The organism is Mumia sp. zg.B17 (assembly GCF_019550915.1).
Lineage (GTDB): Bacteria > Actinomycetota > Actinomycetes > Propionibacteriales > Nocardioidaceae > Mumia.
Genome location: NZ_JAHWCI010000005.1, coordinates 129,011 through 143,509, shown reverse-complemented (window position 1 = coordinate 143,509; position 14,499 = coordinate 129,011). Strand labels below are relative to the sequence as shown.

The following is a 14,499-nucleotide window of genomic DNA, read 5'->3' as shown; positions in this document are numbered from 1 at the left end:
TCGTTGGTGATCCGGGCCAGCGCGGCATTCGCGTGCTTCGCGCTCGCCCTCGTCGGCTGCGGAAGCATGATGCCTGGAGCGGTGGTCGGAGACGGCGCCGGAGGCACCTCGGTGTCTGCCGAGGGAGTCGGTCCGGGCGTCACCGACGATGCGGTCAAGGTCGTGTTCGTCGGTGTGGACCTCGAGGGTGTCAAGGACATCACGGGCTTCAAGACGGCCAACGCCGGCGATCCCGAGAAGCAGGTCGAGGCCCTCGAGGCCTGGGTCAACGCCAACGGTGGAGTCGCTGGGCGCAAGCTCGACGCCGTCTTCCGGATGTACGACGCGGCGGTCGACTCCCCGGCGGCCGAGGAGCAGCTCTGCAACAAGGTGACGCAGGACGACAAGGCGTTCGCCGTCGTGCTCACCGGCCAGTTCCAGAGCAACGCGCGCCCGTGCTACGCCCAGCGCAAGACCCTGGTGCTGGACGCGACGCTCGTCGCCACCGACGACGCGACGTACGAGAAGCTCTCGCCCTACCTCTGGTCGCCCAGCTACCCGTCGTACGACGGCTTCGTCCGTGCGTACGTCTCGACACTGAAGGAGAACGGCTTCTTCAAGGGGCGCAAGCGCGTCGGTGTCATCGCCGCCGACAACCCGATCAACCGCTCGACGATGGAGAAGCTGGCCGTCCCCCTGCTCGAGGACGCCGGTGTCAAGCCCGAGATCGCGTGGGTCGACACCACCGACCAGGGCAGCCTCTTCCAGGGCAACGACCAGGGGGCGGTGACCTTCCGGAGCGGCGGCATCGACCGCGTCATGTTCCTCGGTGGCGCGCGACTGGCCTCGATCTTCGCGTCCGTGGCCAGCGCGCAGAGCTTCTCGGCGCGCTACGCGATCTCCTCGTTCGACAACCCCAGCTTCTTCGTCAACAACCCCGAGACAGTCCCGTCCGACGTCCTCAAGGGGATGGTCGGAGTCGGCTTCGCCGCCGGCCAGGACGTCACCGACGACCAGCTTCCGTTCCCCGGCACCGAACCGGAGAAGCGCTGCATCGACATCTACGCCGATGCCGGCATCACGTTCTCCTCCCGCGAGGCGGCACGCGTCGCCCTCCCGTACTGCGACGCCGCCATGCTGCTGCAGGCGGGAGCCACCGAGCTCACCGACAACCTCAACGCGGCTGCGTGGGGCGCGGCGGTGGAGGACCTCGGGTCGGCGTTCGTGCCGGCCACCGGGTTCACGGGGACCCTCGGGCCGGGCCGCCACGCGGCCTCTGGCGCCTACCGGGTGCTCTCGTTCGACCGCGACTGTCGCTGCTTCGTCTACAAGGGGGGCGACGTTGACTTCCCGACGTCGTAGCCCGGCCTCGTACGCGCCTCGCTCCGGAGCCCCTGCCCTGGCGGTGGAGGGCATCCAGTGCTCGTACGGCCAGGTCCAGGTGCTCTTCGACGCGGGACTGGTCGTCGAGGAGGGCGAGATGGTCGCGCTCCTCGGCCCGAACGGCGTCGGCAAGAGCACGATGCTGAAGGTCATCGCCGGCCTGCTGCGCCCCGATGCAGGCAGCGTCCAGCTCGGCGGGGTCGACGTCACGTCGGCACCGACCCGCGAGCGCATCGCTCGCGGGCTCGGTCAGGTCGTCGGCCAGGCGACGTTCAGCTCGCTGACCGTCACCGAGAACCTCCGGATGCACGCCTACACGATCCAGGACCGTGCCTGGGCTGAGGAGGCCGTCGAGGCGGCCCTCGCGGTGTTCCCCCGGCTTCGGGCGCGTCAGGACCAGCCGGCGTCGACGCTCTCCGGTGGCGAGCGGCAGATGCTGGCGCTCTCGAAGGCGATCGTCCAGGACCCGCGCATCCTCGTCATCGACGAGTTCTCGCTCGGACTCGCGCCGGTCGTCGTGGGCGGCCTGCTCGAGCTCGTCCGCCGCCTCAACGAGCGCGGCACCGCGGTGCTCCTCGTCGAGCAGTCCGTGAACGTCGCGCTGTCGCTGGTCGACCGCGCCTACTTCATGGAGAAGGGCCAGATCGTGGCCTGCGAGACCGCGGCCGAGCTGAGCGCCGATCCCGAGCGGGTGCGTGAGCTGATGCTCGGCGGACACGTGGCGGTGGCCCGATGATGGGATTCGAGATCGGCATCGACCGGATCCTCATCGGTGTCTTCACCGGCCTCACGTATGGGCTGCTGGCCGTCGGCCTGGTCCTCGTCTACCGCTCGAGCCGCTTCGTCAACTTCGCGCACGGCTCGATCGGTGCGTTCGGCGCCTCGGTGCTCGGACTCCTCGTCGTCGACTGGGGCGCTCCGTACTACCTCGCGTTCCCGGTCGCCATCGCGGTCGCCGCGGGGCTCGCCGCCGGCATCGAGATCGGCGTCGTCCGCAGGCTCGCCGGACGGCCCAGCCTCATCGGCATGATCGCGACGCTCGGACTCTCGCAGTTCATCCTCATCATGGCGCTGCTGCTCAACAGCGACGGCGTCAGCGGATTCACGTTCCCCATGCCCCCGCTGCTGCCGTCGTTCACCATCGGGCAGCTGCCGGTGACCCCGGCCCACGTCGCCATGATCGTTGTCGCACCGACGGTCCTGGTGGCGCTCGCGCTGTTCCTGCGCAAGGCGCGGCAGGGCCTCGCGATCCGTGCCGCCGCCGACGCGCCGGACACCGCCGCCCTCGAGGGCATCCGGGCGCCACGGATGTCGTCGTACGCCTGGGCGATCGCCGGCGGCATCGCGGCACTGTCGGCGATCCTCGTCACCCCGACGACGGCGGGCCAGTCGATCGACACCCTGGGGCCCGACCTGCTGCTCAAGGGTCTGGCCGGTGCCGTGATCGCGCGCATGACGTCGATCCCGATCGCCTTCGGCGCGTCCATCGGCATCGGCGTGCTCGAGCAGGTCCTGCTGTCCAACCCCGACACCCGCGGTCTCGTGCCCGTGGTGCTCGGCCTGGTCATCGTCATCGCGTTGCTTCGTCAGCCGACCCTCGGTCGTGCCGACGCCGAGCGAGGCAGCTGGCGCCGGGTCGGCGCCCCCCCGGTCCCTGCCGCGTACGCCGCCCTGCGCGGCGTCCGCGTCACGCCGTACCTCCTCGTCGGAGGCTGCGCGACGATCGCCGTCGCCCTGGCGTACGTCGTCAGCAACGAGACCGCGTCGGTCCTCACCAGCGTGGCGGGCTTCGCGCTGGTCGGCCTCAGCGTCGGTCTCATCACCGGGGTCGCGGGACAGCTGTCCCTCGGACAGTTCGCCTACGCCGGCATCGCCGCGGCGGTCTCGGTCCACCTGGTCGACTCGTGGGGGAGCTTCGTGCTCGGCACGCTCGGTGGTGTGCTGGCCGCCGCGCTCGTGTCGGTGCTGGTCGGGATCCCCGCGCTACGTCTCAAAGGTCTCGCGCTGGCGGTGTCGACGCTCGCCTTCGCCCTGGCGACGACGGCCTGGGTGCTGCGGCTCGACATCTTCCTGGGAGACGGCGTCTCACCGGCGAAGCCGCAGTGGTGGGGCTACTCGATGGACGTCGCCCGCGACTACTACCTGTTCGCGCTGCTCATGCTCGCCCTCGGCATGTTCGTGTCGGCGAACCTCTGGCGCAGCGGCTTCGGTCGGACGCTGCAGGCGCTGCGTGACAACGAGGACGCGGCCCGTGCCTTCACGGTGCCGCGCACCTTGCGCAAGCTCCAGCTCTACGCAGTCTCGGGAGCGCTCGCCGGCCTCGGTGGCGTCGTGATCGGCCACGGTCAGACGCAGCTGACGGTCAACTCGTTCCCGGCCTCGGCGAGCATCGACGTCGTCGCCCTCACCGTCGTCGGTGGCCTGGGACTCGTCGCGGGGCCAATGGTGGGTGCGCTGATCATCGTGGGCCTCCCGGGCCTGGTGGCTCTCGGCATCCCCGGCCAGGCCCTCCTGGCGCTCGGGTGGTTGCTGGTCGTCGTCCTGCTCCCCGACGGTCTCGGTGGGATCGCGATGCGGATGCGGGACCGGTGGTACGACCGGCTCGCCGTGCGTGCCGGCATCGACCCCGCTGTCGCGCGCGCCGAGCCGGACGTCACCCAGCGCTCGCCGCTGCAGAGCTCCGCGGCGCTGGACGGCCTGTTCGCCGTCGACGTCGAAGACCTGGAGGCCGGGCCGCAGGCCGCGCCGTTGCTGGTCGTCAACGACGTGAGCAGGCACTTCGGCGGCGTCGTCGCCGTGGACCACGTCGACCTCGAGGTGCACCCGGCGGAGATCGTCGGAGTCATCGGCCCCAACGGCGCAGGCAAGACCACGCTCTTCGAGATCGTCGCCGGATTCACCAAGCCCGACACGGGGTCGGTGATCTTCGCCGGTCACGACGTGACGACCGCGACCCCGGAACGCCGTGCCACCCGCGGACTAGTCCGCTCCTTCCAGGATGCGGCGCTCTTCCCGACGATGACCGTCCGCGAGACGGTCATGGTGGCCGGTGAGCGGACGGAGCCGAGCAGTCTGTTCGCCGCGTCGCTCGGGACCCCCCGACCCGACCGGATGAAGGCGCGTCGTGCCGACGAGCTGATCGACCGCATGGGTCTCGGACCGTTCGCCGGCAGGACCATCTCGGAGCTCTCCACCGGCACGAGGCGCGTCGTCGAGCTCACCTGCCTGCTCGCGCTCGAGCCGCGGGTGCTCCTGCTCGACGAGCCGTCGGCCGGCATCGCCCAGAACGAGTGCGACGCCCTCGGCGACCTGCTCCTCGACGTCCGGCGCGAGCTCGGGACGGCGATGGTCGTCATCGAGCACGACCTCCCGTTGCTGGCTCGACTCAGCGACCGGATGGTCGCGATGAACCTCGGTCGGTTGATCGCCTCGGGCACCCCCGACGAGGTCCGCAACCACCCCGACGTCGTCAGCTCCTACCTCGGGTCCGACCACTCGGCCATCGCCCGGTCGGGTCCCCAGCTGACGAGCGTCGAGCCCCTCCCCGCGGGGACACCATGACTCGTCCGATGCTCGACCGCCGTCCCACCGTCCGCCCGAACCTCACGACTCGGAGAACGAATGCCATGACTCCCAGGATCTCGACCCTCTTCCGTGCGACGGCCCTCGCGGCCGCGCTCGGGCTCGTGATGCTCCTCGGCGCGCCGGCCGCGTCGGCGGCACCGAAGCTGGACATGGGTCCCAGCACCGGAATGAAGGACGGGCAGCAGGTCACCGTCAAGGCGTCCGGCTTCGCGCCCAACCTCAAGAACATCGCCGTCGGACAGTGCAGGGCGGTCCAGAAGGGACCGTCGGACTGCAACCTGAAGGGTGGCGCGACCTTCCGGAACGCCGACGGGAGCGGAGCGATCGCCCCGGTCACCATCACTCTGTCCGAGAAGTTCGGTGCGATCGACTGCACCAAGGAGGCCTGTGTCGTGGCGGCGGCCCCGCTGCCGAACACCAGCCCAGACGACGTGGTCGCTGCCAACACCGTGTCGGTCAAGATCACCTTCGGCGGTGGCGACAAGCAGGCATCCGCCGAGCCTGCGGCGGCGCCGGCGGCGAACCCGGCACCGACCGTCCCTGAGGACGACAACGCGGGTGCGCTGCCCAAGACCGGCGGCACCGACAACCTGCCCGTCCTGCTGATGGCCGCCGCCGCCCTCGTCATGGGTGGCCTCGGCGTGCTCCTGGTGTTCCCGGGTCGTCGTCGTCACGGAGTCAGCGCATGAGGGCGCGCACGCGCCTCGATGCGCTCGCACGGGTCGCGGGCGCCGTCGCGCTGATGGGCGGCTCGCTCGCGCTGGTGTCGAGTCCGGCGGCCGCGGCCGAGGGCACGCCGGCGGCAGGAACGGTCGCGTTCTCGTGCACGATGCCCGACTTCAAGAAGGACTTCGACTACGCGGCGAAGGTCTCGGTCGCGGGCTACCGTGCGGCGGAGGGTGGCCCCGTGACGTTGCGGGCCACGCTCAGCGACCTCCCGGGCGTGGCGCCGGTGGCGATCAACAACGCGTCGATGAGCGCGACGTTGAAGCTGACGATCGACGGTCAGGCGGTCACGCTCAAAGGCACGGGGCCGACCACGGCCGCCCCGAACGGGCCCGTCCCGGTGACCGACGTGTCCGGCACGGTGACCTCGAGCAAGGCCGAGCTGCCGGTGACGGCGACCGCGTTCACGTTCGTGGTCTCCGGCGTCGGTGGCCAGTGCACGGCGTCCACGGCGCTGTCGGTGCTGACGGTGAGCGATGAGCCGCCGCCTACGCCGACTACGCCTACGCCTACGCCTAAGCCGACGAAGGCGCCGACCACCGCTCCGGCGAAGGCGCCGACCTCGGCTCCGCCGGCAGGGAACCCTGGCAAGCCCGCCAAGGGCACGGTGAAGTTCGCGTGCGTCATGTCGATCGGGTCGAAGTTCGACTACAACGCCACGATCTCGGTCTCCGGATACCGCAAGAACGCGGGCGACCCGGTCTCCCTCCAGGCGACGATGAGCAAGCTCCCCGGCATCGCGCCGGTCCCGATCGACGGCTCGATGGAGTACACGCTCAACCTGTCGGTCGGGGGTACGGCGACCACGCTCACGGCGACGGACACGGTCAACGCCGCGCCGAAGGCCGTGGTCCCCGTCCCGACGCTCAAGGGCAGCGTCAAGGCGTCCGGTGACGAGCTCGACGTGAAGGCTTCGGGATTCTCGTTCGACTTCCCTTCTGCGTCCATCGGCGCGAAGTGCACGGGATCGGGGACGCTGTCCAAGATGACGGTCAGCAGCGAGCCTCCGGCCGACAGTGACGGTGGCGGGAGCGGCGGTGGGAGCAGCGACCCGGCCGCCACCCTTCCCAAGACCGGTGGCACGGGCTCGTTGCCCGTGATCGGTCTGGTGGCAGCATCCCTGGTGTTCCTGGGTGCCGCGGGTCTCGTCTGGCTCCCGTCGCGTCGGGGCACAGCGACGCGCGGCTGAGTCGGCATCCCGCCGACCTCACGGACAGCGGGCTCCCTGCGTACCTGTCGACGTCAGGGAGCCCGCTTCGGTGGCTGCCACACGATCACAGCGCACGGTCCCGGCATCTCATCCCTCATGGAGGGCAGATGCCGGGACCGTGTGCTGTGCCGAGGTCAGTGTGCCGTGACGAGCGGGTGCTCGACGTACGAGCGCTTGGCGACGAAGCCTGCGTCACGGAGACGGTCCACCGAGATCGGGACGGCCGGGGCCGCGATCTCGGCGCGGTAGACCAGCGGTGGGAGGCCCTGTGCCGCGCTGATCGCGTCGAAGAGCTCGGCGTTGGTCGGCGGGAGCTCGGGATGGGTGAGGTTGTAGGTCCCGACGATCCGTGTCTCCACCGCGTGGACGATCGCGTCGGCGGCGTCCTCGACGTGCAGACGGTAGAGGAGCGCGTCCGCCCCGAACGGGACCGACCCGCCGAGGTACTGGTGGGCCATCGCGATCTTGGCGTCGATCGGCGGGTCGTCCGCGCCGAAGATGTCTCCGCACCGGAAGATCGTCGACCGGTCGCCGGCCTCGGTCCGGTAGACGTCCTCCATCGCCAGGAAGCGGTCGGGGCTCGGGTCGTCGGAGTCGGTCACGGGGGAGTCCTCGTCGACCATCTCGAGGTGGTTGGCGGCGCCGCCGTAGACCGACAGCGCGGACAGCGCGACGAGGTGCGGCGACCCGGGTGCGCTCGTGACGCTCCCGGCCGTGGCGACCAGGACCTCGTGGTAGGTCTTGGCGCGGTCCTCCGGTGTCATCGAGTGGGCAGCGACCGGTCCGGCGCTGACGACGACGGCATCCGCCTCGGCGACGGCTGCGTGCACCGCCTCACGGTCGGCCCCGCGCAGCACGACGACCTCGTCGAAGCGTGACGCGAGGTCGTCCACCCGCCCGGGGGTGGTGGTGGTGACGGTGACGTGGTGACCACGCTCGCGCAGCGTGGTGGCTGCCGAGGCACCCACGAGGCCGGCACCGATGACGAGGATCTTCACTGGGCGTTCTCCTTGCTCGTACGGATCTGGTCGAGGCCGGCGCGGACGGAGACGAGCTCGTCGACGCGCTCGGCCCCGAGAAACTTCTTCGAGAGCTCGTTCATCGGGTCGAGGGTGTAGCCGTAGGTGCGCAGCAGGTGGTCGCGCTCGCGCAGCGCGGCGCGCTCCTCGAGAGGCACCGGCCGGGCCTCGCGGACCCACCCCAGCCAGGTGTCGACCCGCTGCTCCACCGCCGCGCGCAGCGTCGCGACCACGTCGTCGGTCCGGTCGGCGACGTAGGAGCTCCCGACGGGGGAGAGGAACGCCCGCATGTACGTCCCGTGGCTGACCGACCAGGTGAACCGGTCGTCGCCGCGCAGCGAGAGCCACGAGGCATTCTCGGGCTCGTAGTAGCGCTCGAGGTAGTCGACGTCGACGGCGAGATCACGCCGAGGCACGAGGTCGCTGAAGTAGAAGATGTTGGGGATGGTCCCGAACACGATGATGAGGTGGGGGACGTCGATGTGCGGGCCGAGCCAGACCTGGAGGTTCATGTCCAGGATCGATGCCTTGCGGTTGCCGATCCAGGAGTGCACGAGCCACTCCGCGCCGTTGTCGGCGTCGCCGGCGTAGGTGTTGAGCGATCCCTCGTACGAGTCGTCGGGGGTGCTCCAGGCGGCGAGTCCGTCGCTGTTGGGGTGCGGCTGCACCGGCAGCTCGGCGGTGATCTTGTCCTTGGCCGCGGTGAGGATCTCCCAGAACGCCTGCCACAGCTCTCGGCTGTCGACGTCGGGCGCCTCGGCGAGAAACTCCGGGATGGTCTTGGTCTGGCTACTGGTCATGGGCGAAGCATAATGATATATCATCTATCAGTCGAGAGCATCGAGGCGCCCATGATCGTCGTCGTCAGCCAGGCATGGACCAGACCGGGTGAGGAGCACGCCCAGGCCTACATCGCGCTGTCGGGCGACTTCGGACGGTTCTTCCGCGACCATCCCGCCTATCGCGGCCGTCGCCTGGTCCGTGGGGTGGAGGACCCGACCCACTTCACGCACCTGCGGTTCTTCGACACCGTCGAGGCGTACGAGGAGTGCACCCGACACCCGGACTACGTGGCGCACACCGAGGCGATGTACGCGCACCTGCGCCCGTACGACTCCTATCCCCGTGAGTACCTCGAGGTCGTCCTCGACGAGCCGGACCCGCGATGACCACGTTCCTGCTCGTGCACGGAGCGTTCCGCGGTGGCTGGTCGTGGCGTCGGGTGCGGCCCTACCTGGTCGCCGCGGGTCACGACGTCTACGCCCCGAGCCTGACCGGCGCAGGGGAGCGGGCCGGGTCGGCCGGCGACGTCACCGGGCTGCACGTCTGGGTGGACGAGCTGGCAGCGCTGGTCGAGATCGAGGACCTCGACGACCTCGTCGTCGTCGGCCACAGCCAGGGCGGCGTCGTCGTGCGTGCGCTCGTCGACCGGGTCCCCGACCGGGTGCGACGGGTGGTCTATCTCGACGGGGCGGTCCCGGACCCCGGCGAGCGGGCCGTCGATCTGACGCCCGCTCCCGCGACGGCGCTCCCGCCCCGCGAGACCCTCGTCGCGGCGCGCCCTCCGGTCGCGGGCGGTGACCTCGACGAGGCGACGGCCGCCTGGACGGGAGCACGGCTCACGCACACCCCGTTCGCGCCGTCGCTGGACCCGCTCAGCGTCGCGGCGGAGCACCCCGTCCCGGCCTCGTACGTCTTCTGCGCCGGGACGCCCGAGGGCTATCCCTCGAGCACCACCCGTGCCCGCCTCGACGCTCGAGGCATCCCGTACGAGGTGCTCGACGCCGGGCACGACGCGCCGCTGACCGCTCCCGCGCAGGTCGCCGACCTCCTCGTCCGGGCCGCAGCGCTTCCCGTGTGACCCCGGGGGCGGCACACTCGGCTGAGCACGTCTTGTGCCGAGCCGAGTGGAACGGCGTCTTGATTCGGCGGTGGCTTCGTGAGAGAACTGATCCGCCCCGTGCTGGCCGACCGGCCTGAACGACGACGAAGGAGTCCCTCGATGTCCCCGAGGACGAAGCAGCTCGACCCGCGTGGTCCGGAGAGCACCAGCGCGACGATCGCGACGGTGGAACGCGCCGCGGACGTGCTGCTTCTCTTCACCGAGAGTGTCGGGCCCGATCTGGGCGTGACCGAGATCGCCGACGCGCTCGACCTCTCGAAGGCGGCGGTCCACCGCGTGCTCGCGTCGCTGCGCAGCCGTGACCTGGTCAGCCTCGACGAGAGGACCCGGCGCTACTCGCTCGGGGTCGCCGCGATGCGTCTCGGTCTCACCTACCTGGACCGCATCGACGTCCGCCGTGTCGGTCGGCCGTTCCTCGAGGACCTGTCGGCACGGACCGACGAGACGGCGACGCTGTCGGTGCTGCTGGGCGAGCGGAGCCGGATCTACGTCGACCAGGTCACCCCCGACCGCGAGGTCATCATGTCGGTGACCATCGGCGAGCCGTACCCGCTGCATGCGGGGGCCTCCTCGCGGTCCTTCCTCGCCTTCCTCCCCGACGAGGAGATCGACGACTACCTCGACTCCGTCCCGCTCGTCGCGCTGACCGACAGCACGATCGTCGACGCCGCCGCCCTGCGGGAGGACCTCGCCGAGGTCCGTCGCCAGGGATGGGCGCGCTCGCAGGGCGAGCGGATGGACGGCGCCGCCTCGGTGGCGGCGCCCGTCCGCGGCCACGACGGCCGTCCGGTCGCCGTCGTCAGCGTCTGCGGTCCGGCCGAGCGGTTCGAGCGTGAGCTGGACGCGTGCCGGGACGCGCTGCTGGAGACCACGGCATCGCTGTCGCACCGCTTCGGCTGGACCCCCTGACCGAGGCGGTCAGGCGCTCGGCCGCGCCAGGTAGCGGCCACCACCGGTCGCGGTGACCACACCGTCGGTCAGCACCCGCCGCCCGCGGACGAAGGTGTCGGTGACCTTGGCGGTGAGATCGGCGCCCTCGAAGGGCGTGTACTCCTGCGTGGACTCCGAGTCCGCCGCCCGTACGGTCCATGCGTGGTCCATGTCGACGATCGCGAGGTCGGCGTCCTTGCCGACCTCGATCGCGCCCTTGGTGGCGCCCAGCCCGTAGCGCTCCGCCGGGTTGGTCGCGGTCAGCTGCGCCACCCGGTCCAGCCCGAGGCCGCGCTTGCGGCCCTCGGTGATCATCCCGGCGAGGAGGTACTCGGCGCCGCCGAAGCCTGACTTCGCCAGGAACACGTCGTCACGGTCTGCGCCGAACTTCTTCTCGTCGCGGCAGCAGGCGTGGTCGCTGACGACCCAGTCGATGGTGCCGTCGAGCACGTGCTCCCACAGGGCCTCGACGTCCTCGCGCGGGCGCAGCGGCGGGTTGACCTTGCCGCCGACGCCGTGTGCGGTGTCGCAGTCGGCGAGCAGGTGACCGACCGTGACCTCACGGCGGAAGTCGACGTGCGGGAACGCCGCGGCCATCCGTACCGAGGCGTCGACCGCCTTGCGGGACGTCAGGTGCAGGAGGTTGATCGTGGGCAGGCCGGTCTCGTGCGCCAGGTACGAGGCGATGGTGACCGCCAGGCCCTCGGAGTGCGGTGGGCGTGACGCGCTGTAGGCGGGCAGACCCGAGAGCGAGCCGTCCTCCTCGACCAGCGCGGTGTACGCGCTCATGATCTCCGCGGTCTCGCAGTGCAGCGACAGCGAGATCTGGTCGGCGATCTCGGGGTGCTGCTCGCGGGCCGCCTGCACCCCGCGCATGACGAACTCGAAGTGCGCGTAGTCGTAGCGCTCGCCCTCCGGAGTCATCAGGAACGAGCGCTGGTCGTCGGAGCGGCCGTGCAGCCCGTGGCTCCCGTAGAACATGAAGATCTTGAAGGACGTGACTCCGTGCTCCTTGATCAGGGCCGGGATCTCGTCGATGTGGCCGCGCGACATCGGGGCGAGGTGGAACGCGTAGTCGATGACGGAGCGGTTCTCGGTCTGCGCCAGGACCTCGGGGAAGAACTCGGCGTACGAGCCCCCACGGTTGAGGTAGTACTGACCGGTCCGCATGTAGTTGAGGGCGGTGGTGACACCGCCCTGCGCGCAGGCGCGGCTCTCGGTCGCGGCGTCCTCGGACAGCGGGTTGTAAATGCCCCAGTGCTGGTGGGCGTCGACGACGCCGGGGAAGACGGTCCGGCCGCCGGCGTCGACGAGGTCGACGCCGGGCTCCACCTGCAGGTCGGGTGCGAGGACGGCGATCTTTCCGTCCTTGATGCCGATGTCGAGCTGCTGGGTCAGCTCGGAGCCGGCGACGACGACGTCGGCGTTCGTGATGATCAGGTCGAGGTCGCTCATGCGGACTCCTCCTCGGTGCGGGCGGTGGTCGGGGTGGGGCTGGTGAAGGTCACGAGGCGGCGCAGGACGCCGTCGACGCCGGCGAGCGAGTCGAGGTCGAGGACGTCGGCCCGTACGGCGTCGGCGTCCTCCTCGCTCACCCGTCCGGCGACGTTGTCGCGGAACTTCCGGGCGAGCTCGTCGTCGGACAGCGGGCGCTGCGGGCCGCCCCGGTTGGTGAGGACCTCTTCGACGAGGACCTCGCCCGACGTCGTGCGCAGGGTGACGACGGCGGGGAACTGGTGCGGATAGATCGCGTCGCAGCGCTCGTCCGGGACGACCTCGACCTTCGCCATCAGCGCGCGCCGGACCGGGTCCTGAGCGAGAGCGTCGGTGTAGTCGTCGAGCCCGGTGCCGAGACCGCCGCCGCCCAGCAGGCCGGCGACGACCGCGTACGGCCCGCTGAACTGCGCCTGGTAGCCGGTCTCCGGTGCGCGCTTGGTCTCCAGCGGCGCGCCGATCGTGCGGATCACCGCCGTCGGGGCGCCGATGACGATCGACGCGACGTCCTCCGGCCGGACACCCCGCGCGCGCAGGGCGAGGCCGGCGTCGACGGAGGTGTGCGTGAAGTGGTTGGCAGGGTACGGCTTGAAGAAGATGTCCGGCACCGCCCACGTCTTGCCCAGGCCCTCGGTGACCGCCTCGGGGAAGAAGCGGCCGTGCAGCCACGCCTCGAAGAACCCGAACCGGCCCTCCAGGACGGTAGGCGGTCCGGTGAACCCGCGGCGGACGAGCTGGGCGGCGGTGACGCCGGCCTGAGCGGCGAGACCGCAGTGGAGGCGCTTGACGGTGCCGCCGGTGCGGTTGGCCTCGATGATCCCCGACGCCATGGAGGCGGTCAGGCCGAGAGCGTCGAGGACACCCTTCTCGTCGGCACCGTAGAGGAGCGACGCGGCGACCGAGCTGCCCATCGCCCCGGTGATCGAGGTCGCGTGCTGCCCGTGCTCGAAGAAGACGGAGTTGCCGAGCTCCTGGTCGTACCCGGCCATGCCGAGCCGGACGGCGACCTCGAGCCCGACCGCGATCGCGCGCACGGTCAGCGCGCCGTCGGCACCGGTGTGCTCGGCGGCCGCGAGTGCGGCGGGGACCACGCTGGCGCTCGGGTGGAGCACCGACGGGAGGTGCGTGTCGTCGTAGTCGAGGGAGTGCGCGAGCACGCCGTTGGCGAGCGCGGCCTGAGCTGCCGTCACACGCTGGGGCGAGCCCACGACGGTGGACTGCTCGTGCCCGCCCTGGTCGAGGACGTGCCCGATGATCGCGGCGCTGGTGTCCAGGCGATGGGCGGCGACGCAGAGGCCGAGGACGTCGAGCACGCGCTGGCGCGTGCTCGCGGCGACCTCGTCGGGGAGGCCGTCGCGCGCGACGTCGGCGGCGAACGCGGCGAGGTGGCCGCCGAGGGTTGGATCACTCACCCGCGACCACCGCCAGTGGACGCACGGGCGACCCCGTGGCGCCGAAGAGCGGCAGCGGGGAGAGGACGAACACGAACTCGTGCAGGCCCTCGGCCGCAAGCTCCTCGAGCGCCATCGTCTCGATGATGTAGACGCCGTTCTCGACCAGCAGCACACGGTGGGCGGGCAGGGTGGCGTGACCGGCGCCGGGCGGAAGGCACTCGTATGCAATCGTGTCGGCGCCGGTGGCGTGGACTCCGCGGTCGACCAGCCACTGCGCGCCTGCGGCACCCACTCCGGGCACACCCGACGACTGGCCCATGAAGAGCTGGTCGGCGCCGCTGTCGAAGTGCTGCCCCCAGCCGCTGCGGACCAGGACGACGTCACCCGGTGCGATGGTGCTGCCCTGGCGCTCGAGGGTCAGCTCGAGGTCGGCCACGGTGATCTCGTACCCGGCGTCGAGACGCCCGACGCCGAAGGCGGCGGGCACGTCCAGCAGGACGCCCGGCCGGACCATCGGCTCGATCGTGTGCGCGCCGAGCTGCGCGTAGCGCCCTCCCTCGAGTGCGTCCGCCACGTCGAGCCCGCCGTACAACCGGCCGTCCTGGGACACGTGGGCGAGGGCGTCGACGTGGGTGCCGACGTGCGTGCCCATGGAGATCATGTCGTTGGCCGCGGAGCCGCCGTCGACGCGCACCATGTCGCCGTGGCGGCGGGGGAGGGCGTGCCAGTACGGCGGGTGGTTGGGCGACTGCGGCATGCCGACGGTGAGGCGTCGGCCGAGGTCCACCACCCGGACCCCGGCGCGTACGGCGTCCAGGAGGCTCCGCGGGGGGGACGAGGTGGTCGAGAGGGTGGTCATGCCTTCTTCTTTCGGCT

13 protein-coding genes are annotated in these 14,499 nt (G+C 71.0%); 8 read left to right on the top strand and 5 right to left on the bottom strand.

Annotated features, from left to right (window positions below; all coding sequences use genetic code 11):
• Positions 1-6: 6 nt before the first annotated feature.
• From KV097_RS06325 to KV097_RS06305, 5 genes are all read left to right on the top strand, one after another.
• On the top strand, positions 7-1,341 hold the full coding sequence (locus KV097_RS06325) for an ABC transporter substrate-binding protein (RefSeq protein ID WP_220341265.1): 1,335 nt from the start codon (positions 7-9) through the stop codon (positions 1,339-1,341).
• Positions 1,322-2,098 carry an ABC transporter ATP-binding protein gene (locus tag KV097_RS06320; RefSeq protein ID WP_220341266.1) on the top strand — a complete coding sequence of 259 codons (777 nt, stop codon included), beginning with the start codon at positions 1,322-1,324 and terminating at the stop codon, positions 2,096-2,098. Before KV097_RS06325 ends, KV097_RS06320 begins: the two co-directional genes overlap by 20 nt.
• Entirely contained in the window at positions 2,095-4,923 is a 2,829-nt protein-coding gene (locus KV097_RS06315) for a branched-chain amino acid ABC transporter permease/ATP-binding protein (RefSeq protein WP_220346918.1), read from the top strand. The genes KV097_RS06320 and KV097_RS06315 overlap by 4 nt, the downstream gene beginning before the upstream one ends.
• 65 nt (positions 4,924-4,988) lie before the next feature.
• The gene (locus KV097_RS06310; RefSeq protein ID WP_220341268.1) at positions 4,989-5,636 is read left to right on the top strand and encodes a neocarzinostatin apoprotein domain-containing protein; all 648 of its coding nucleotides are present in this window, start codon (positions 4,989-4,991) and stop codon (positions 5,634-5,636) included.
• Positions 5,633-6,862, top strand: a complete 1,230-nt coding sequence (locus KV097_RS06305; protein WP_220365394.1) for a hypothetical protein — start codon at positions 5,633-5,635, stop codon at positions 6,860-6,862. The genes KV097_RS06310 and KV097_RS06305 overlap by 4 nt, the downstream gene beginning before the upstream one ends.
• Before the next feature lie 155 nt (positions 6,863-7,017).
• Here the strand turns inward: KV097_RS06305 and KV097_RS06300 are convergent, their stop codons facing one another.
• Both KV097_RS06300 and KV097_RS06295 read right to left on the bottom strand, forming a co-directional pair.
• A complete protein-coding gene (locus KV097_RS06300) occupies positions 7,018-7,881 on the bottom strand; it encodes an NAD-dependent epimerase/dehydratase family protein (protein WP_220365393.1) in 864 nt (287 codons plus the stop codon).
• A complete protein-coding gene (locus KV097_RS06295) occupies positions 7,878-8,702 on the bottom strand; it encodes a hypothetical protein (RefSeq protein ID WP_220341271.1) in 825 nt (274 codons plus the stop codon). Before KV097_RS06295 ends, KV097_RS06300 begins: the two co-directional genes overlap by 4 nt.
• Positions 8,703-8,753: 51 nt before the next feature.
• Between KV097_RS06295 and KV097_RS06290 the strand changes: the two genes are divergently transcribed.
• The 3 genes from KV097_RS06290 to KV097_RS06280 all read left to right on the top strand — a co-directional run bounded on the left by KV097_RS06290 (position 8,754) and on the right by KV097_RS06280 (position 10,714).
• Positions 8,754-9,071, top strand: coding sequence for an antibiotic biosynthesis monooxygenase (locus tag KV097_RS06290; protein ID WP_220365392.1), 318 nt, complete (start codon positions 8,754-8,756; stop codon positions 9,069-9,071).
• A complete protein-coding gene (locus KV097_RS06285) occupies positions 9,068-9,763 on the top strand; it encodes an alpha/beta fold hydrolase (protein ID WP_220341273.1) in 696 nt (231 codons plus the stop codon). Before KV097_RS06290 ends, KV097_RS06285 begins: the two co-directional genes overlap by 4 nt.
• Positions 9,764-9,904: 141 nt before the next feature.
• Entirely contained in the window at positions 9,905-10,714 is an 810-nt protein-coding gene (locus KV097_RS06280; protein ID WP_220341274.1) for an IclR family transcriptional regulator, read from the top strand.
• 9 nt (positions 10,715-10,723) lie between these two features.
• On the opposite strand, the gene KV097_RS06275 is transcribed toward KV097_RS06280, so the two are convergent.
• The 3 genes from KV097_RS06275 to KV097_RS06265 are packed head-to-tail and all read right to left on the bottom strand — an operon-like array spanning position 10,724 to position 14,482.
• Complete coding sequence (locus KV097_RS06275; RefSeq protein WP_220365391.1) at positions 10,724-12,190, bottom strand: dihydroorotase family protein; 1,467 nt, start codon at positions 12,188-12,190, stop codon at positions 10,724-10,726.
• Positions 12,187-13,641, bottom strand: coding sequence for an MmgE/PrpD family protein (locus KV097_RS06270; RefSeq protein WP_220365390.1), 1,455 nt, complete (start codon positions 13,639-13,641; stop codon positions 12,187-12,189). The genes KV097_RS06275 and KV097_RS06270 overlap by 4 nt, the downstream gene beginning before the upstream one ends.
• A complete protein-coding gene (locus KV097_RS06265) occupies positions 13,634-14,482 on the bottom strand; it encodes a cyclase family protein (RefSeq protein WP_220365389.1) in 849 nt (282 codons plus the stop codon). The genes KV097_RS06270 and KV097_RS06265 overlap by 8 nt, the downstream gene beginning before the upstream one ends.
• Positions 14,483-14,499: the final 17 nt, after the last annotated feature.

Bases quoted from the DNA above. Each gene is read 5' to 3' on its own strand.
- KV097_RS06315 (WP_220346918.1), top strand. From the start codon at position 2,095: ATGATGGGATTCGAGATCGGCATCGACCGGATCCTCATCGGTGTCTTC.
- KV097_RS06310 (WP_220341268.1), top strand. From the start codon at position 4,989: ATGACTCCCAGGATCTCGACCCTCTTCCGTGCGACGGCCCTCGCGGCC.
- KV097_RS06305 (WP_220365394.1), top strand. From the start codon at position 5,633: ATGAGGGCGCGCACGCGCCTCGATGCGCTCGCACGGGTCGCGGGCGCC.
- KV097_RS06295 (WP_220341271.1), bottom strand. From the start codon at position 8,702: ATGACCAGTAGCCAGACCAAGACCATCCCGGAGTTTCTCGCCGAGGCG.
- KV097_RS06290 (WP_220365392.1), top strand. From the start codon at position 8,754: ATGATCGTCGTCGTCAGCCAGGCATGGACCAGACCGGGTGAGGAGCAC.
- KV097_RS06285 (WP_220341273.1), top strand. From the start codon at position 9,068: ATGACCACGTTCCTGCTCGTGCACGGAGCGTTCCGCGGTGGCTGGTCG.
- KV097_RS06280 (WP_220341274.1), top strand. From the start codon at position 9,905: ATGTCCCCGAGGACGAAGCAGCTCGACCCGCGTGGTCCGGAGAGCACC.
- KV097_RS06275 (WP_220365391.1), bottom strand. From the start codon at position 12,190: ATGAGCGACCTCGACCTGATCATCACGAACGCCGACGTCGTCGTCGCC.
- KV097_RS06265 (WP_220365389.1), bottom strand. From the start codon at position 14,482: ATGACCACCCTCTCGACCACCTCGTCCCCCCCGCGGAGCCTCCTGGAC.